The organism is Streptomyces sp. AC550_RSS872 (assembly GCF_019049285.1).
Lineage (GTDB): Bacteria > Actinomycetota > Actinomycetes > Streptomycetales > Streptomycetaceae > Streptomyces.
The window spans coordinates 47,321-65,632 of record NZ_JAGMUL010000128.1; the positions used below are offsets into that span (position 1 = coordinate 47,321).

The window sequence follows — 18,312 nt, forward strand, 5'->3', positions numbered from 1 at the left end:
GGCGCACCTTTCCTCCGGGGCGGCTCGCTACACCTGTCCGATCTATCGAGGGGCTCATGTGCAGACAGGCTCGACGGGCCAACGGCCACGGCTGCGGATCCGCGGAGTCTGCAAGGAGTACGGCGGCAGGCAGGTTCTGCGCAGCATCGACCTCGACGTACCCGCCGGGACGCTGATCGGAGTCGTCGGCGAGAACGGCGCGGGCAAGAGCACGCTGCTGCGGATCGCCGTGGGACAACTCGCACCTGACCGCGGAACGGTGACACGGACCGGGGCGGTGGGCTACTGCCCGCAACGGGCGGTGCTGAACGATGCGTTCACCGTCGGACAGCATCTGCGGTTGTTCCAGATGGCCTACCGGCTGCCGACGCTGGAGCGGGCCGGCGCGCTGATGGAACTGCTGGGGCTGACCGACTGCCGACGACAACAGGTCGGCGAGCTCAGTGGCGGAACGCGGCAGAAACTGAACTTGCTGATCGCCCTCATGCACGATCCGCAGTTGCTGGTCCTGGACGAGCCCTACCAGGGCTTCGACTGGGACACCCACCAGAGGTTCTGGGCCCTGGCCGCCGATCTGCGTGATCAGGGCCGGTCGATCATCGTGGTTTCGCACCTGCTGCACGACCTGCACCACTTCGACTCCATCGCTCAACTGCGCCAGGGGCGTCTGCACTTCGAGGAGACCAACCGTTGAGGCTGTCCTGGACGGCATTCACCGAACTGCTGCGCTGCACTCTTCGGGGCCACCTGCGCAACCGGCTGGCCATGGTCCTGGCGGTCGCGTTCATCCCCATCTGGATCGCCGTGGCACGCCTTTGCACCTCCGACCAAGTGGTGCGCATCTGGCTGGACGCCATCGACGCCCCGGTCTCCGCCCGGGCCAGCCAGGTGGGCCAGGTGGCCAGCGCGCTGGGCGCCGTCACCCTGGTCGCCGGCTTCATCACGTTCACGGAGACCTTCCTGTCCCGGCAGATGGACCGCCGACTGCTGCTGGCCGGCTACCCGCGGCTGCCGATGCTGCTGGCCAAACTCGCTGCCGTCGCCCTCACCGCCGCCCTACTGGCCTTGTACACCACGATCCTGCTGTGGATCTCCCTGCCTGTACGCCACGCAGGCCCCCTGGCGCTGGCCCTTGCGGGCGCCGGCCTCGCCTACGGCGGCATCGGTCTTCTGCTCGGCTCTCTGGTCCGCGGCGAGTTGGAGGGCTTCTTCCTCATCATCATGCTCAGCCTGGTCGACACCGGCGTGCAGAATCCCGTCTTCAACACACTCATGGATGTGGCAGGCGTGTCCGCGCTTCCTCTGTACGGCGTGACCCAGCTGGCGCTCAGCTCGGCCCTCAGCCCTCACGTCCCCTGGTCGCACGGCCTGCTCTCCCTCACCTGGTCCGCAGCGACCGGCGCCCTGGCGCTCCTCGTCCTTCACACCCACCGCCCATCCCGCTCCCCGTCGCTCCGCAGGACGTCGACATCACAGCCACGGCCCGCGCGCGACGGGAGGTGACCAAGGCCGTCACCACCATCGCCCCCTGCGCGGCTTCACCCCGCCAGAGATGGTGGACGAAGACGGGCACCCGCTCTGCCTCCTCTACGGCAGCCGTCACACGCCAGGCGTAAAGAAGATGAAGGACGCCATGTGGAGTGTCGACCCCACATACGGCGTCCAGTACCGGGATCCAAAGGACGTGCAACAACAGGCCCTGGACCTGGAATTTGAGCCCAACACGGATCCACTGCGCCGAATGCTCTTGGAGATCATCGCCGGCAGGCCCGGTGGGCGGATGGTCGAGGACCTCCGGCAGCCTATGCTCCTCGAGACGGTCTACCGTCCCGCCCAGGTCATCTCGCTCATCGAGAAGATGTGGGACGACAAGGTCGTCGCGACAGATCTGCGTCGTATAACCAAGAAGACCCGGCGTTCCCCTACGCCGAGAAGCCTGGACAAGGCGAGCTCCTTTAGGGCGCGTATCGAGTCGTGATCATCGGGTGGTCCTGGTGAGGTCTTTGATCCAGATCATCGAGGCGCGCAGGTGGAGACCGGCGAGGTAGCTGTCGGGAGCCTTGTCGTATCGGGTGTCTCACCCGTGCACTGATGTCCGGGCGGGGACTCATGGGAAATGGCCCGGCACCCGGCTCAGGTTCCGGGGAGGATGCGGCGCGTTTCGTAGGCCCACATCGCGATCTCGACCCGGTTGCGGGCGCCGAGTTTGGCCATCAGGCTGGCCAGATGCGTCTTCACCGTGCTGAGGCTGATGTGCAGTGCATCGGCGATCTCGGTGTTGGTCAGCCCGCGGGCGACGGCGAGGAGCACCTGCTCCTCGCGAGCGGTGACGGGGGAGACGGGCTGGGCCGCGGGCCGGCCGGCGGGCAGGTCCGCGAATGCCTGGAGCAGACGGACGGTGACGCTGGGCGCGATGAGCGCCTCACCGTCGGACGCCGAGCGTACGGCCTGGGCCAGAAGGTCTGGTCCCGTGTCCTTGAGGAGGAATCCGCGGGCGCCGGCACGCAGTGAGCCATAGACGTACTCGTCGAGGTCGAACGTGGTGATGACGACCACGGCCAGCGGGTCGGCGACGCCCGGGCCGGCGATCAGCCGGGTGGCCTCGAGCCCGTCGATCACGGGCATGCGGATGTCGAACAGACAGACGTCGGGGCGCAGTTCGCGGGCCAGACGTACCGCTTCGTGTCCGTCGGCGGCCTCGCCGACCACCTCGATGCCGGGCTGGGCGTTCAGCATGATCCGCAGCCCGGTGCGGATGATCGTCTGGTCGTCAGCGACGAGGACGCGAATGGACACCGCTCTCGCTCCTCGCTCTCGGCAGTTCGGCGTCGACATGCCAGCCCCGGTCGGTACCCGGGCCGGCTCGTAGTGTGCCGCCGAGCAGCGTCGCGCGCTCGCGCAGTCCGGTAAGTCCGTATCCGTCGCGACCCCGGCCGGTGCGCCGGCCGTTGTCGCGCACGCTCACCCGCACCGTGTGCCGTTCCGCGGCGACCCGGACGACGAGCTCGGTCGCGTCGACCGCATGGCGCAGCGCGTTGGTCACCGACTCCTGCACGATCCGGTAGACGGCCGCGTCCACGGCCGGGGGCAGCGCGTCCAATTCGCCGTCGAGCCCCAGGTCGACCCTGAGGCGACCACCCGGGGTGCGCACCAGGCGCTCCAGATCCGCGATACCGGCAGGGGGCGCCAGCTTGGCGCCGACCCCGCGGTCGCGCAGCGCGGCGACCATGGCGCGCATTTCCTCCAGCGTGCGCGCCCCTTCCTCCTCGACCCCCTCCAGCGCCTCGACGGCGGCGGACGGGTCGGTGCCCGCGAGCACCCGGCCCGCCTGGGCGATGATCACCATGGCCGACACGTGGTGGGCCACCGTGTCGTGCAGTTCCCGGGCGAGCTGCTCGCGCTCGCGGGAACGCACCTGCTCCACCTGCCGCTCGCGTGCGGTCACCCGGAACCGCACGGCAGCCCCGACCACGCCGGGCAGCAGCAGGAAGACGAAGCCCACGACGTTCTCGACGACCGGGGTCTCGTCCGTGACGGAACACAGCGCGCCGGCCGCGAGGATCACCGCGCCGCCCAGCACGATCTCGCGTCCCGATCCCCACCGGAGCAGCGCGTACACCAGCACGAGCACGACCGCGCCGGTGTACAGGCCGACGGGATCGCGCGGTGCGGCGACCAGCGAGGCCACCTGGAGCAGGATCACCGAGCCGAACGCCAGCGTCACCATCGCCAGCGGGCGGGTCCGGCGCCACAGGGGCAGCAGGCACAGCCATACGGCGAACACCACCGCCACCGGCCGCCACACGACGTTCTCGCGCAGGGTGGCCTCCAGCGCCACACCGGCAAGGCCCGCGGCGAGCAGCGCCCAGTCCCGCCACACCCGGGCGGGCGGGTCGGGCGGCCGGGGTTCGGTCCACAGGGTTCGCAGGTCGTCTCGGAGCACGGTTCTCAGCCTAGGGACCGCGGCGTGCCGCGCATCGGCCGAAAGGACGGGTCGTCACTCCGCCCTGGGGCCGGCGGATCCGTGGCCCGCGGGCCGATGCCGCGGAGCGCCGTGGCGACGAGCCTTACGCATCGGCGGCCGTACAAGGACGGCCGACGAGGTGGTTGGAGGACTCGATGCTCTCGAAAGCCCTGATGCGCCTGGGCGCAAGCGCCGCCCGCCATCCCTGGCGGGTGATCGCGGCATGGCTGATCGCCGCCACGCTCGCCGTCCTCGCCGCCGTCGCCTTCGGCGGGCGGAATGCGGACTCGATGACCGCTCCGGGACTGGACTCCCAGCGGGCCGCGGAACTGATCGAGCGGGCCGGCACCGGCCAGGAGGGGATGACCGCCCAAGTGGTCGTCACCCCCCTCGACGGCGCTGCGACGTTCTTCGACCACGACGGAGCGCGCACCGCTCTCACGCGGCTGCGGGCCGAGGTGAAACGGCTGCCGCACGTGCTCGGCACGAGCGACCCGGCGGGGGCACTCGACGCAGGCGGGGACACCGCCGTGCGCGGCGGCCTCGTCTCGGCCGACGGGCGGATCGCGGTCGTCCGGGTGCAGTACCCCGACCAGCGCCGGCTGTCGGCCGAAGACCTCGACGCCCTCGTCGATCTCGGCGACCGGCTGCGCCCCGAACTGCCCCTGCGCATCGAGATGGGCGGGAACCTCTTCTACGCCTTCTCCGACCCCGATGGCGGCGCGAGCGAGTTGATCGGCCTCCTCGCCGCGGCCGCAATCCTGTTCCTGGCGTTCGGTTCGCTCATCGCCGCCGCGCTGCCGATCGGCATGGCGGTATTCGGACTGACCGTCGGGGTCGCCACGATGACGGTACTGGCGGGGGTCACGGACGTCCCCACCTTCGCACCGGTCCTGGGCAGCATGGTCGGGCTCGGAGTGGGCATCGACTACGCGCTGTTCGTGCTCGCCAGGCACCGGGAGTACCTCGCGCGCGGGCTCGATCCCCGCGAGGCGGCGGGGCGAGCGGTGGCCACGGCGGGGCGGCCGGTGGTCTTCGCCGGCGGCACCGTCGTCGTGTCGATCCTCGGCCTGGCGGTCGCGAACGTGCCGTTCATGACGGTGGGCGGGCTCGCCGTCTCGATCGTCGTCCTGACGATGGTGCTCGCGTCGGTGACGCTGCTGCCGGCCTTCCTCGGCGCGGCGGGCCCGCGCCTGGCCCGGGCCGGCCGGATCGGCCGGGCTCTGCATACCAGGAAGCCGGGCCGGCTCGCACGGCGGCGGGACCCGGCGGCAGGCGCCGCCCACGCCGCCGGGTGGCGTCGCTGGATCGGGCACGTCAGCCGGCACCCGGTGCCGTACGCGGTCGGCGCGACGGGGCTGCTGCTGACGGCGACGCTGCCCGTGTTCGGCCTGCGCGTCGGCCTGCCCGACGACGGCTCACTGCCGCAGAGCCGTACCGAGCGCCGGGCCTACGACCTCGTCGCCGAGGGGTTCGGCCCGGGCACCAACGGTCCCCTCGTCATCGCCGCGGACCCCACCGGTGATCCGGGAGTGCTGGACCGACTCGTCGGGGCGGTCGCGGCGGATCCGGGCATCGCATCCGTCGCGCCGACGCACATCGATCGGGCCACCGGCATCGCGACCCTCGTGGTGTTCCCGACCACCAGCCCTCAGGACAAGGCCACGGCCGACACCGTCGCCCGGCTGCGCTCCGACGTGCTGCCCACGGCGATCGGGCACGGCCCGGCCAGGGCCCACGTCGGCGGCGCCGCCGCGAGCCTGTCCGATGTGGGCCAACGCACCAGCCAACGCCTGCCGCTGTTCGTCGCCGCCGTGCTGGCGATGTCGTTCCTGCTGCTGATGCTGGTCTTCCGCTCGATACTCGTACCGCTCAAGGCGGTACTGCTGAACCTGCTGAGCATCGGCGCGGCCTACGGCATCATGGTCGCGGTCTTCCAGTGGGGCTGGGGAGGCGCACTCATCGGGCTGGAAGCGACGGTTCCGGTCGTGTCGTTCATCCCGATGTTCCTCTTCGCCATCCTGTTCGGCCTGTCGATGGACTACGAGGTGTTCCTCCTCTCCCGCGTACGCGAGGAGTACCTGCGCACCGGCGACAACGGCACGGCGATCGTTGAGGGCATCTCGCGCACCGCCCGGATCATCACCTCGGCCGCCCTCATCATGGTGGCGGTCTTCCTGTCCTTCGCCGTCGCCGACGACCCCTCCACCAAGATGTTCGGGCTCGGCCTGGCCACCGCGATCTTCATCGACGCCACGGTCGTACGCATGGTGCTGGTACCGGCGACCATGACACTCCTCGGCCGGAGCAACTGGTGGCTGCCGAGGTGGCTGGATCGGATGCTTCCCCACGGTCCGGTCGGCACCGACGCCGCCGACGCGGAATCCACGGGTGAGGCCCCGCGTCCACGGCTGGTAGGGGGGCATATCGAGGCGTGATCATCTGGTGGTCCTGGTGAGGCCTTTGATCCAGATCATCGAGGCGCGCAGGTGGAGACCGGCGAGGTAGCTGTCGGGAGCCTTGTCGTATCGGGTGGCGATGCCTCGCCATGCCTTGAGCTTGTTGATCAGGCGTTCGACGGTGTTCCGCTCTCTGTAGAGATAGGCGTCGTGGCTGACGGCTCGGCCACCTCTGGAGCCCTTCTTCTTCCGGTTGGCGGCCTGGTCCTTCTTCTCCGGGATGACCGCCTTGATACGGCGTTTGCGCCGGTGGGCGCAGTTTCCGCGGGACGAGTACGCCTTGTCCCCGGCGACCGCGTCCGGCCGGATGCGGGGTCGGCCGACGCGCCCGTGCACCCGTACCTTCTTCAGCACGGGGATGAGCTGCGGGCTGTCCGCTGCCTGGCGTGTGGTCAGGAGGAACGCCGGCGGGCGGCACTTGCGGTCGGCGGCGAGGTGGACCTTGCTGGTCTGCCCGCCTCCGGAACGTCCGAGGAGGGGGCCTTCAGCCGGAGTTTCCGCCGACACCGGATGCGTCGCGTTCTTCCAGCGCGGGATCACTTTCGGTCTCTTGCCCGTTTTGCTTTTCGAGGCCGCCCCCCTTTGACCTGGCCTTCTCTTCCTCGGCCGCGGCTTTCTCCAGGGCGGTGACGACGTCCTAGCCGAGGTGCATCCCGGCCGCGTCGTGGTGGGCTCGGGCGGTGGTGGAGTCGATGCTGACCAGGGACAGGTCCACCTCACCCCGCTTCGCGGCTTCCGTGATCAGGCCCTCCAGCAGGGCCTCGAAGGCGCCGGCGTCACGCCACTGCCGGAAGCGGTTGTGGACGGTCGACCAGGCGCCGAACTCGGGGTACGGGCCGTACTCGCCGATCGGCAGGTACGGCTCGATGAACTCCCAATCCTGATCGGTCAGTTGCCCTCCGGATCGGTCAGTTGCCCTCGCGTCACGTAAGACCGTCTATCGGACCGGACCGTGCCACGAAGGCACATCCCGCAAATCGATCACGACTCGACACGCCCCCTACCTCCACCACGGGGACAGGCGAGACCGTGAAGTGCATGAGGACGGCCTGGCCAGTGATACGCCCGGGCGGGTGGGCAGCGGCAGGCAGCTCGTCATACCGGTTGCCTGCCTGTGGTGCCCCGTCGTGTTGGTTGCCCATATGAGACAAAGTTGAGGGCCACCACTACGGTTTGCATGCCACGCCGCCGAAGTCGTCGACCTCGGCAGGCGCTTGCGCGCCCGTCTGTGCGGCGCGCCAGCGAGAGACTGAGACGAGGCCGGGCTCCAGCAGCTCCAGACCGTCGAAGAAGCGGGCGAGTTGTTCCGGGCTGCGGTTGATGCGGGGGTTGTCGCTCGCCTCGTTCCACTGCTCGACCATCGCGCGCTGCTGCTCGGGGTGGACGACCTCGGTGCTGTCGCAGAACACGAGGTAGCTGCCGGACGGCAAGGCGTCGACGAGGCGGCTCACGATGTCGTAGACGGAGTCGTCGGTGACGTGCGCGGCGATGCCGAGCAGGATCAGCGCCACGGGCTGGGTGAGGTCCAGTGTCTTGGCGGCCTGTTCCAGGATCGTGTCGGGGTTGCGCAGGTCGGCGTCGATGTAGTCCGTCGCGCCCTCGGGCGTGCTGGTGAGCAGCGCCTGCGCGTGGGCCAGCACGATGGGATCGTGGTCGACGTAGACGATCCGTGTCTCGGGGACCAGGCGCTGGGCGACCTCGTGGGTGTTGTTCGCGGTGGGCAGGCCGGTGCCCACGTCCAGGAACTGGCGGATGTTGGTCTCGGCGATGAGGTACTCCACGGCACGGACCAGGAACGCCCGCTGCGCCCGGGCGACGTCGAGGATGGCCGGGTTGGCCTCGGCGATCTGGTCACCGACCTGCCGGTCGATCTCGTAGCAGTCCTTGCCGCCCAGCCAGTAGTTCCAGATGCGGGCGGAGTGCGGCACGCTGCTGTTGATGATCGGACGTTCAACTGGCATTAGATCTCCACGCGTTGGCCTGATGTCACGCAATCTAGCCGCATCGCACGCCAGGTACCGGGGAAGCTTGGATCTTTGGCGATCATCTGCCTGTGTTCGCTGCTTGGCGTCCCGTCCCGTCCCGTCACCGAACGACCGGTGCATGCTGCGCCGGGGAGCAGCACCGCGGCCCGTGGGCGCGGCACAATGACCGCATGGACCAAGCACACTGGCAGCACGCGGTCACACGGGCCGTGACAGATCTGCCGACCGCCGCCAGGGGATGGACCGCACGGTAAGCGGTCGCGTTCACCCCTGCTCGTGGAGTTCTACATGCTGATGGCCGGCATTGGCGTCTACGCGGTGCACGCGGGAAGCGCAGTCCGGGTGGGGGCCACTGCCGTTGCAGGTCTGGGCGCCACGGCATGCCTCACAGCATGGCTCGCCTTCCGCGGGGAACGGCTTCGAAGGCGGACATGAATTGCCCCGCGTGCGGGCGGCAGATCCCCCCACGCCGGGCCGCCACGACCGTCACGTCAGAGCGCTGATCCCCATGGCGAGCAGCGCCGTGATGAGGATGAGAGCCACCGAAGGCGACACCGGCGCAGTAGAGCGGCGGGCAGCGAAGCGCCGTCCATGCGGGCCAGCAGGCCAGCGCCGACCGCCGCCAGGAGCGCGAGAAGCACGGAGGCGAGGACGGCAAGGGCGAGCAGAGTCAAGGAGGTTAGCGACACAGACACGGTTCTGTTCCGTTCCATAGCGGGGGCTTTTGTGGGAACGAAGATGGCGAGACGGGCGTGCGCCGACGTACACGTGGACGAAGATGAACGGGCAGATACCGAGGGCCAGGGATGACCAGAGGGAGGAGCCGAGTGGCGGGGGCACGCGGGACGAGCTCGTCGAGTTGAAGGCGCAGCTGCGGCAGCTGCGGCAGCTGCGGCAGCTGTGGGCTGAGCGCCGGTTGTCGATGTCCGGGCTGGAACTGCGGGCGGGGCCAGGGCACACGACCGCGAGTCGGGCGTTGAACGGCTCTACGGTGCCCAGTGAAGCTACCGTCGTCGCGCCGGCCCGCGCATTAGGTACGGCCGCCGCACCGTTGCTTGCACCTCGCCGCAAGGCGCTGCCATCCGTTCCCGCCCTGGTCCGCGCTCCCGCTGGCAAGGACGACGGCGCGGACGCGGAGTTCGAGGAGCGGTACCGACAATACGTGGAACACCGGCAGGTGCAGATGTCCGTCATCGGCCTGGTTCTCTCCCAGCCGGGCCGGGCGTCGTGGCCGCTGGACACCTCCTACCTCAGCCTCGAACTCGCGCCCCGGGACCGGGCCCTGGGCGCGGAGCGATGCCCCACCGAACGGCTGGAAGTTCGACCTGGCGGGTATCCCGGAGGTGCGAGCAGAGCGGGCCGAGCAAGCCCTGGCGGGGCGACGGCGCACCCTGGTCCGCGGGCCAGCACGAGGGCAAGGTCCGTACGGCAGCCTTCACGGTGCATGCGGGCGGCGTGGTGGACGAGTCCGAGCAGCCCTCGCAGACCAAGCCCCCCGAGGAAGAGGCCGGGCACGCACACTGAGGCGCGCGGCCCGCACCGGGATGCGGTGCGGGCCGCGCCCGAATCGGCGGACAGATCACGTCGATGTAGGGCGGTGGGTGGGCGGTGGCCGACAGCTGCCGTCGCCGTCGTTGTGACGGCGCCCGTGCGCGAAGACGCTCCTTCTGGGGGCCGCGCGGAACACTCGCCGCAGCAAACAAGCCATTAATCTGACGAGTTAACCCAGTGTTTCGGGACTGGTGGTCGATCACAGCCGGCGAGCCGCTAGGATCACGGCATGGTTACGGCTTGGTCGCCCTGGCGCATCGTCAGGACCCGCTCCGGTGCGGGTCCGCTGCTGCGCGTGCTGGCCTTGGCCGTGCTCCTGTCCGGCTTTCTCGTGACGCACGGCATCCACGTGGAGAGTGTCCAGGGACACCTCTCCACCAGCGCAACCACTCCCGCCGCACTGCCGGTCGATGGCGTTCACCGCGCAGCCGACGAGCCCGCGCGGCTGTTGACCACCGACGCCGACGATCACCATGGCGGCCACGAGACGCCACACCCTGGCGAGCACTGCGCATCCGGGCAGCCTCAGCAGGGTTCTGCCCTGGTGTCGCCCTGCTTTGCAGCGTCGGTTCGCGAATCGGCCAGTTCCTACGACGCCTCGATCGTGCGCGGGCCGACCGCTGGTAGGCCCATGGACGGTGCTTCTCCCGTGGCTCTGAGAGCGGCCTCCGTGGTGCAGCAGGTCTAGGAGTACGGACTCCTCCAACTGGCCTGCCGACTGTCACCGGTTCGGCTGGTATCGCGCGACGAGCGTCCTTTCCCGTGCTCATGATGGGTCGTCACGTTCGTCGAAGCCGTCCTGCCCCCACCCATGTCTGTGCCTCACTCCGTCCTTGCCGGAGACGTGGCAGCAGCACGGAGGACCTGTGCCGACACACTCCCGTACGCACGCGCACGCCCCATGGGCCCCCTGCGCCGCACCCTCATGGCGCCGACTGGTCTCGGCGATCCGCGGCGCCTTCGTGATGGCGCTCATTCTGTGCGCCGTCCTGCATGGCGCCTCTGAGGAGACGTACGCGTCAGTGTCCGTCACGGCCGGATTCTCGGTGATGGCGGCAGGCGAGGACCCTCATGGCCCCCACGCTCCCCACGGGGCCGAGGACTGTGCGGCGGACGTGATCGTGCGTACCGCGGCTCAGTCGAGTGAGGACCTTCCCCTCGGCGCGCTGGCCGTCGCCGTACTTCTTGCCGTGTCCCTGTCGCCGGGACGCCCCCTCGTACGGCAGGAACGCCGTAGACGTCGCAGCGCACGCAGTGGCCGCGTGGCGCTCGTCGTCACGTCGCGCTGGCGGATCTAGGCCGCTCGCTCGCAGCCGACTGACTTCGCGGCTGCCGCGTGCCCATGCCTGAGCGCGGACTCTTGGTCTGCCTTATGGCCATGACACGCGAGATGAACCCGCACCCGGTATTCATCGAGCGAGAGTGAACACACAGACATGCAGTCATTGACCAAGGCCGCGGTCGACCCGGGCCGGTCCGCCCTGTCCAGCCTGGTGGGCAACACCCCTCTGCTGCGGGTCTCGGAGCCGCTGGCCCCTGCCGGACGTGGCTTCTGGGCCAAGCTCGAGGGGTTCAACCCCGGTGGCATCAAGGACCGTCCGGCGCTGCACATGGTGGAGCGGGCCCGGGCCCGGGGCGACCTGCGGCCCGGCGGACGGATCATCGAGTCCACCAGCGGCACCCTCGGCCTGGGGCTGGCCCTGGCCGGGATGGTGTACGGCCACCCGGTCACCCTGGTCACCGATCCGGGCCTGGAGTTGTCCATGACCCGGCTGCTGACGGCGTACGGCGCCCAGGTCAACGTTGTCTCCGAGCCGCATCCCACGGGCGGCTGGCAGCAGGCCCGCCGCGAACGCGTGCAGCGGCTGCTGGAGCAGCACCCGGACTCCTGGTGCCCGGACCAGTACAGCAACCCCGACAACGTCGCCGCCTACACCCCACTGGCCCTCGAACTCGGCTCCGAGATGGGCCACATCGACGTGCTGGTGTGCAGTGTCGGCACCGGGGGCCACTCGGCCGGCGTCTCCCGCGTGCTGCGTCAGCTCTACCCGGAGCTGACCGTCGTCGGCGTGGACACGACCGGTTCGACGATCTTCGGCCAGCCTGCCCGGCCCCGCCTTATGCGCGGCCTCGGCTCCAGCATCTACCCCCGCAACGTCGCCTACGAGAACTTCTCCGAGGTGCACTGGGTCGCCCCGTCCGAGGCGGTGTGGACGTGCCGTCAACTGGCCTCCTCCCACTATGCCACCGGCGGTTGGAGTGTCGGCGCGGTCGCGATGGTGGCCGGCTGGCTGGCCCGGACGATGTCGGCGGACGCACGGATCGTCGCGATCTTCCCCGATGGCCCGCAGCGGTACCTGGGGACGGTCTACGACGACGACTACTGCGCCGCCCACGGCCTGCTGGACGCCCCACCGGCGCCCGAACCGGAGCTGCTCGGCCGCCTGGACGAGAAGGAGGTCACCCGCTGGACCCGGTGCACCACCGTCGTCGATCCCCTCACTCTGCAAGGCGCTCAGGGCGCATCCGACGTCGAGTCCCACGCTGCGGAGGAGGACCGGTGAAGGGGCTGCTCACCCAGGTTCGGTCGTACGAACGCAGCGTCCAGCTGTTGATGGTGAACCAGTTCACCATCAACCTCGGCTTCTACATGCTGATGCCGTACCTGGCCGCTCACCTGTCCGGCACGCTGGGCCTGGCCGGATGGATCGTCGGACTCGTCCTCGGCGTACGGAACTTCAGCCAGCAGGGCATGTTCCTGGTCGGCGGCACGCTCGCCGACCGGCTCGGCTATAAGCCGATGATCGTCGCCGGATGTGTGCTGCGAACCCTCGGCTTCGCGACCCTAGGGCTGGTGGACTCCCTGCCCGCGCTGCTCGCCGCCTCGGCGGCCACCGGGCTGGCCGGGGCGCTGTTCAACCCGGCGGTACGGGCGTACCTCGCGGCCGAGGCGGGGGAGCGCAGGGTCGAGGCGTTCGCCCTGTTCAACGTCTTCTACCAAGCCGGCATCCTGCTGGGCCCCCTCATCGGCATGGTCCTGACCGGGGTCGACTTCCGCGTCACCTGCCTGGTGGCGGCCGGGATCTTCGCGGTGCTGAGCGTTGTACAGATCCGCGCGCTGCCCGCCCGGCGGGCCGAGGACGCCAAACAGCGGGAGAGCGATGGCGGCGAAGGTGTGCTGGCCCAGTGGCGCGGCATCCTCGCCAACCGGCCGTTCCTGCTCTTCTCCGTGGCCATGATCGGGTCGTACGTCCTGTCCTTCCAGGTCTATTTGGCGCTGCCACTGGAGGTGCGCCGGCTCGGCGGGGACGGGAACTTCGGCACGGGGGTGGTGGCGGTGCTCTTCGCCGTCTCCGGGCTGAGCACGATCCTCGGTCAGACGCGGGTGACGGCGTGGTGCAAGGCGCGGTACGAGCCCGGGCAGGCGCTCGTGCGGGGGCTGGCGGCGATGGGCGTGGCCTTCGTGCCCCTGCTGCTGGCCACCGCCGTACCTGTGCCGGAGGCCGGAGTCGGGCTGTGGCTGCTCGCGGTGGCTCCGCCGACGCTCGCCGCGCTGCTGCTGGCCATCGGCACGATGATCGCCTACCCGTTCGAGATGGACACCATCGTCCGCCTCTCCGGTGACCGGCTCGTCGCCACCCACTACGGGCTTTACAACACGATCTGCGGCCTCGGCATCACCGCCGGGAACCTGGGCACGGGCGCCGCGCTCGACGCCGCCCGCGCGGCCGGGATGCCCGCGCTGCCGTGGATCGCGCTGATGATGCTCGGCCTGGCGTGCGCCGTCGCTCTGTACGGCCTGCATCGCACCGGCCGACTGGCAGCACGGCCCGCTTCCGAGCCGCTGGCCGCGAGCGTCTGACCATCGTCCCCAGGACCAGGGGCGGGGCACCACACGGTGGCCCGCCCCTGCCGTGCCCTTTCTCAAGTCGGCCCTGACCGGACGGGCGGTGTCCGCCGGTGTCAGGCAGGAGTGTCGCGGGCGTCGGCTGCGGGCTCTGTTTGGTGGATCAGGCCATTGGTGCCGGCACTCGATTCGTCACCGGGGTGGGGGCGAGGACGCGTTCGGCCAAGTACCCGAAGCACAGCCCGAATCCGGCCCACAGCACCGCCTGGAACCCGATCGACGCGAGCCGGAACTCCCACAGGTCCGAGGCCGGGAAGCCCTTGGGGATGCTGGCCCCGGTCGGCAGGAACACCATGGCCACAGTCACTGCTGCCACATCCTGTCCTCCAGGCGATGCCCGGGAGGCGCCGGCTTGAGGTCGAACGGCGAAAGCTCCGTCGGCGGCGGATAGTGATCTCGCGACTTGGAGCCCGGCACGGTGGAGAGGCGCCGGGCCCGCCAGTTCGCCCATAGGCGGTCCACGTTGGCGTGATGGAGCCAGAAGATGGGGTCGTTGGGTGAGAAGGTCTGGGACATGTGGCCGCCGACGAAGTTGCGCCCGCTGTTATGGGTCGGTACGAACTCCGCCGAGCCGCCCTCACCAGGGACGAGGAAGCCCTCTTCCAGAGCCGTCCAGAAGTACCAGAAGGGATGGACTCCCGGCTGTTGGAGAACGAACTGTTCCAGTAGCGCGATGTGCGTCCGGCCGGGCGGCCACTGTTCTCCTGCGTCTCCTCTGACCAGGGTTGTGCCGAAGGACTCCTCCAGCGCAGGGTGGAACCCGGATCGCCGAGGACACGCCCGGCGGCGGCCTCACGATGGTGCTCAGTGTGCCCATGGCACCGCAACGCCGGCAGGAGCCGAGCCCGGATCTGCCGGACCTTTCGGCCACGGCCACCTCCTGACGGGCGAGACCCGGGGACCTCGGTCTCCGGGTACAGGGCACCGACTGGCGCCACTTGGCGCCATGTGGTGCCACTCGGCGCCATCCAGTGCTCCCGGGGGAGCGGCCGGGTGCGCGTGGCGTGACAATAATGCGCTCAGCCTCTTCATGTTTCCGCAGCTCAGGGCAGCTACCCTTCAACTCCCCTCCGGCTGGAGCCATGTGTGACGCCATCGAGGGTTGCGAGTGGCGCCACTGTGGTGCCATGATGGCGTCATGGACCTCACGCCGTATGTCGACACCCTCCGCCGCGAACTCGCGGTGGCCGCCGAAGCCGGCGGCGAAGAAGCCCGCGAGCTGGCCGAGCGGCTCACCGCTCCTCTGGAGTCGGCGACCCGACTGACCATGCTCAACGTGCTCTCCGCCGCGATGGACGAGATCACCCGTGAACTCGCCCCCGGCTCGGTCGACGTACGGCTGCGCGGGCTCGACCCCGACTTCGTGGTGACGCTGCCGCCCACCTACGGCGGCGCTCCCGCGGAGCCGGCCGCGACCGTCGAACCGTTCAGGGCCCCCGCCCCGGCCGAGGGTGACGAAGGTGCCACCGCCCGGATCAACCTGCGTCTGCCGGCCCACCTCAAGGCTCGCGCCGAGGAGGCTGCGAGCCGCGAGGGCCTGTCGGTCAACGCATGGCTGGTGCGTGCCGTTTCGGCCGCGGTCGACGGCGGCACCCAGCCGCGTACGACGGAGAAGAGCCAGACCGTCGGACAGAGCTTCACGGGCTGGGTGCGCTAGCCGCGCCCCGCCCGCACCACTACACCCGCACCACTACACCCGCACCACGTCCCACCAGCAGGGACGCCCCAACGACTCAAGAGGACGGGACAGTCATGCCTTCTTTCGACACTCCTGAAGCAATCGCGGTCACGGCGCGCGTGGAGGCCGGTTCCATTCAGTTCACCGCGGGCGACCGCGCCGACACCGTCGTGGAGGTGCGGCCCCGCGACCCGAAGAAGGACCTGGACGTGCGGACGGCCGACCAGACCGAGGTCAGTTACACCAGCGGTCTACTGACCGTCAGGACACCCAAGTCCAATCTGTTCGGCCGCACCGGCACCGTCGACGTGACGGTCGAACTGCCGACGGACTCGTGCATCGACATGACCGGAGCCTGGGCCCAGGTGCTCGGCGAGGGCCGACTCGGCGAGGTCCGCGTGAAGACCTCGTCCGGCGACGCCCGTTTCGACACGACCGGCCCACTGCATCTGACCGCGTCGCACGGCTCGATCACCGTGGACCGGGTCGAGGGCACGGCCGAGATCACCACCAGCTCCGGCAGCCTGCGCGTCGGTCTCGTCGACGGCCCCGCCGTCCTGAAGAACTCGCACGGCACCACGACCATCGACGCCGCGACCGGTGAGCTGCGGGTGAGTGGCGCCAACGGTGACATCGAGATCCGGCGAGCCGAGGACTCGGTCAGCGCGACCACCGCCCACGGCACCCTGCGCGTCGACGAAGTGGCCTGCGGCACCGTCCAGTTGGAGACCAGCTACGGCGCCATCGACGTCGGCGTCCGCGAGGGCACCGCCGCCTGGCTCGACGTCCACTCGGGCTCCGGCCAGGTGCGCAACGCGCTCACCGCCTCCGAGGCCCCGGAGGCGTCCGAGGACACCGTCAAGATCCGCGCCCGCACCCGCTTCGGCAACATCGACATCCGCCGGGCCCGCGCCTAGCGTCCGCGCCTCCAGCTCGCCCACACCCCACCCACTCAGCTTTCGAACGGGAGGGCTCCATGCCTTCATCTGTCATGGCCACGACCAGGCTGGCCGCCGGCCAACAGTCGCCCGCCGCCGTCTCCGCCGTCGGTCTGCGCAAGTCGTACGGCGACAAGACCGTCCTCGACGGCATAGATCTGCGCATCCCGGCCGGGTCCGTGTTCGCGCTGCTCGGGCCGAACGGTGCCGGCAAGACCACCGCCGTGAAGATCCTTTCCACACTCATCTCCGCCGACGGCGGACAGGCCCAGGTCGCGGGCCACGACGTCGCCGCGTCAGCGGACGGAGTGCGCGCCGCGATCGGCGTCACCGGGCAGTTCTCCGCCGTCGACGGGCTGATCACCGGCGAGGAGAACATGCTCCTCATGGCGGACCTGCACCACCTCTCCAGGCGCGAGGGACGGCGCGTCACCGCCGCACTGCTGGAGCGCTTCGACCTCACCGAGGCCGCGAAGAAGCCCGCCTCCACCTACTCCGGCGGCATGAAGCGCCGCCTCGACATCGCCATGACCCTGGTCGGTAACCCGCGGATCATCTTCCTCGACGAGCCGACGACCGGCCTTGACCCGCGCTCCCGGCACAACATGTGGGGAATCATCCGCGAGCTGGTCTCGGACGGCGTCACCGTCTTCCTCACCACCCAGTACCTGGAGGAGGCCGACGAACTCGCTGACCGTATCGCGGTGTTGAACGACGGCAAGATCGCGGCCGAGGGCACCGCCGACGAGCTGAAGCGGATGATCCCCGGCGGCCATGTCCGGCTCCGCTTCACGGACCCGGCCGCGTACCAGAGCGCCGCCTCCGCCCTGCGCGAGACCACCGCGGACGACGAATCCCTCGCTTTGCAGATCCCCAGCGACGGCAGCCAGCGAGAACTGCGCGCCATCCTGGACTGGCTGGACGCGGCCGGGGTGGAGGCCGACGAGCTGACCGTGCACACCCCCGACCTCGACGACGTCTTCTTCGCCCTGACCAGCGGCGCCAACCAGCCGAACTCGTCCAAGGAGGCGGCCCGATGAGCTCCCTGTCCCTCGCCGTGCGCGACTCCTCCACGATGTTGCGCCGCAACCTGCTGCACGTGCGCCGCTACCCGTCGCTCACCTTGAACCTGCTGCTTTCACCGGTCGTCCTGCTGCTGCTCTTCGTCTACATCTTCGGCGATGTGATGGGCGCCGGCCTCAACGCCGGCGGGGCGGACCGCTCCGAGTACCTCTCCTACATCCTCCCGGGCATCCTGCTGCTGACCATCGGCGGCACCACGATCGGGACGGCCGTGTCCGTGGCCATGGACATGACCGAGGGCATCATCGCCCGCTTCCGCACGATGGCCGTCCACCGCGGGTCGGTGCTCATCGGTCACGTCATCGGCAGCGTGTTGCAGTGCCTGATGAGCGTGGTCCTCGTGGGAGCTGTCGCCGTGGCCATCGGCTTCCGCTCCACGGATGCCACCGCCCTGGAGTGGAGCCTGGCGGTCGGGCTGCTGACGCTGGTCTCCCTGGCGCTCACCTGGATCGCGGTCGGCATGGGCCTGATCAGCCCGAACCCCGAGGGGGCCAGCAACAACGCCATGCCCCTGATGGTCCTGCCGCTCATCTCCAGCGCCTTCGTGCCGGTGGACGCGATGCCGGGCTGGTTCCAGCCGATCGCCGAGTACCAGCCGTTCACCCCGGCCATCGAGACCCTGCGCGGCCTGCTCCTCGGCACCGAGATCGGCCACAACGGGTGGCTGGCCGTGGCCTGGTGCGTGGGGCTGGCGGTGCTCGGCTACGTCTGGTCCAAGTCGCTGTTCAACCGCGAGCCGAAGTAGCG

At 69.8% G+C, this 18,312-nt stretch carries 18 protein-coding genes and 2 pseudogenes; 14 read left to right on the forward strand and 6 right to left on the reverse strand.

Annotated elements, in window-relative coordinates; translation table 11 throughout:
- The first annotated feature begins 58 nt into the window (after window positions 1-58).
- Genes KUM44_RS35280 through KUM44_RS35290 form a run of 3 tightly spaced genes read left to right on the forward strand, consistent with a single transcriptional unit; the run spans window position 59 to window position 1,978 of the window.
- The gene (locus tag KUM44_RS35280) at window positions 59-694 is read left to right on the forward strand and encodes an ABC transporter ATP-binding protein (protein ID WP_217213840.1); all 636 of its coding nucleotides are present in this window, start codon (window positions 59-61) and stop codon (window positions 692-694) included.
- Window positions 691-1,503: a hypothetical protein gene (locus KUM44_RS35285; RefSeq protein ID WP_217213841.1), complete on the forward strand. Its 813-nt coding sequence runs from the start codon at window positions 691-693 to the stop codon at window positions 1,501-1,503. Before KUM44_RS35280 ends, KUM44_RS35285 begins: the two co-directional genes overlap by 4 nt.
- A 49-nt stretch (window positions 1,504-1,552) precedes the next feature.
- The gene (locus tag KUM44_RS35290) at window positions 1,553-1,978 is read left to right on the forward strand and encodes a hypothetical protein (protein WP_217213842.1); all 426 of its coding nucleotides are present in this window, start codon (window positions 1,553-1,555) and stop codon (window positions 1,976-1,978) included.
- A gap of 155 nt (window positions 1,979-2,133) precedes the next feature.
- On the opposite strand, the gene KUM44_RS35295 is transcribed toward KUM44_RS35290, so the two are convergent.
- Together KUM44_RS35295 and KUM44_RS35300 are read right to left on the reverse strand one after the other, a co-directional pair.
- Window positions 2,134-2,796 (reverse strand): response regulator transcription factor, encoded by a 663-nt coding sequence (locus KUM44_RS35295; protein ID WP_217213843.1) that lies wholly within the window; start codon window positions 2,794-2,796, stop codon window positions 2,134-2,136.
- Complete coding sequence (locus KUM44_RS35300) at window positions 2,771-3,943, reverse strand: histidine kinase (protein WP_217213844.1); 1,173 nt, start codon at window positions 3,941-3,943, stop codon at window positions 2,771-2,773. The genes KUM44_RS35295 and KUM44_RS35300 overlap by 26 nt, the downstream gene beginning before the upstream one ends.
- A 176-nt stretch (window positions 3,944-4,119) precedes the next feature.
- On the opposite strand from KUM44_RS35300, the gene KUM44_RS35305 reads away from it, so the two are divergent.
- Window positions 4,120-6,402 carry an MMPL family transporter gene (locus KUM44_RS35305; protein ID WP_217213845.1) on the forward strand — a complete coding sequence of 761 codons (2,283 nt, stop codon included), beginning with the start codon at window positions 4,120-4,122 and terminating at the stop codon, window positions 6,400-6,402.
- Here the strand turns inward: KUM44_RS35305 and KUM44_RS35310 are convergent.
- Window positions 6,403-7,315, reverse strand: a pseudogene (locus KUM44_RS35310) (IS5 family transposase).
- Window positions 7,316-7,589: 274 nt separating this feature from the next.
- Entirely contained in the window at window positions 7,590-8,384 is a 795-nt protein-coding gene (locus KUM44_RS35315; RefSeq protein ID WP_217213846.1) for an SAM-dependent methyltransferase, read from the reverse strand.
- Between the two features lie 1,320 nt (window positions 8,385-9,704).
- Between KUM44_RS35315 and KUM44_RS35320 the strand changes: the two genes are divergently transcribed.
- The 5 genes from KUM44_RS35320 (at window position 9,705) to KUM44_RS35340 (ending at window position 13,821) form a co-directional block, all read left to right on the forward strand.
- Complete coding sequence (locus KUM44_RS35320; protein ID WP_217213847.1) at window positions 9,705-9,932, forward strand: hypothetical protein; 228 nt, start codon at window positions 9,705-9,707, stop codon at window positions 9,930-9,932.
- A 256-nt stretch (window positions 9,933-10,188) separates the two neighbouring features.
- On the forward strand, window positions 10,189-10,647 hold the full coding sequence (locus KUM44_RS35325) for a hypothetical protein (protein ID WP_217213848.1): 459 nt from the start codon (window positions 10,189-10,191) through the stop codon (window positions 10,645-10,647).
- A gap of 178 nt (window positions 10,648-10,825) precedes the next feature.
- Window positions 10,826-11,257, forward strand: a complete 432-nt coding sequence (locus tag KUM44_RS35330) for a hypothetical protein (RefSeq protein WP_308402798.1) — start codon at window positions 10,826-10,828, stop codon at window positions 11,255-11,257.
- 138 nt (window positions 11,258-11,395) lie between these two features.
- Entirely contained in the window at window positions 11,396-12,523 is a 1,128-nt protein-coding gene (locus tag KUM44_RS35335) for a PLP-dependent cysteine synthase family protein (protein ID WP_217213849.1), read from the forward strand.
- On the forward strand, window positions 12,520-13,821 hold the full coding sequence (locus KUM44_RS35340; RefSeq protein WP_217213850.1) for an MFS transporter: 1,302 nt from the start codon (window positions 12,520-12,522) through the stop codon (window positions 13,819-13,821). Before KUM44_RS35335 ends, KUM44_RS35340 begins: the two co-directional genes overlap by 4 nt.
- 148 nt (window positions 13,822-13,969) lie before the next feature.
- On the opposite strand, the gene KUM44_RS35345 is transcribed toward KUM44_RS35340, so the two are convergent.
- Window positions 13,970-14,182 carry a CbtA family protein gene (locus KUM44_RS35345; RefSeq protein WP_217213946.1) on the reverse strand — a complete coding sequence of 71 codons (213 nt, stop codon included), beginning with the start codon at window positions 14,180-14,182 and terminating at the stop codon, window positions 13,970-13,972.
- On the reverse strand, window positions 14,170-14,613 hold the full coding sequence (locus KUM44_RS47380) for a tyrosinase family protein (protein ID WP_374202110.1): 444 nt from the start codon (window positions 14,611-14,613) through the stop codon (window positions 14,170-14,172). The genes KUM44_RS35345 and KUM44_RS47380 overlap by 13 nt, the downstream gene beginning before the upstream one ends.
- Here KUM44_RS47380 and KUM44_RS47770 point away from each other — a divergent pair.
- The 5 genes and pseudogenes from KUM44_RS47770 to KUM44_RS35370 form a co-directional block, all read left to right on the forward strand.
- Window positions 14,613-14,750, forward strand: a pseudogene (locus tag KUM44_RS47770) (sensor protein KdpD); the annotation flags it as partial. The gene KUM44_RS47380 and the pseudogene KUM44_RS47770 overlap by 1 nt on opposite strands.
- Before the next feature lie 254 nt (window positions 14,751-15,004).
- Complete coding sequence (locus KUM44_RS35355) at window positions 15,005-15,523, forward strand: toxin-antitoxin system HicB family antitoxin (RefSeq protein WP_217213852.1); 519 nt, start codon at window positions 15,005-15,007, stop codon at window positions 15,521-15,523.
- 95 nt (window positions 15,524-15,618) lie between these two features.
- Window positions 15,619-16,461: a DUF4097 family beta strand repeat-containing protein gene (locus KUM44_RS35360; RefSeq protein ID WP_217213853.1), complete on the forward strand. Its 843-nt coding sequence runs from the start codon at window positions 15,619-15,621 to the stop codon at window positions 16,459-16,461.
- A gap of 59 nt (window positions 16,462-16,520) precedes the next feature.
- On the forward strand, window positions 16,521-17,522 hold the full coding sequence (locus tag KUM44_RS35365; RefSeq protein ID WP_254390582.1) for an ATP-binding cassette domain-containing protein: 1,002 nt from the start codon (window positions 16,521-16,523) through the stop codon (window positions 17,520-17,522).
- Entirely contained in the window at window positions 17,519-18,310 is a 792-nt protein-coding gene (locus tag KUM44_RS35370) for an ABC transporter permease (protein WP_217213854.1), read from the forward strand. The genes KUM44_RS35365 and KUM44_RS35370 overlap by 4 nt, the downstream gene beginning before the upstream one ends.
- Window positions 18,311-18,312 lie beyond the last annotated feature (2 nt).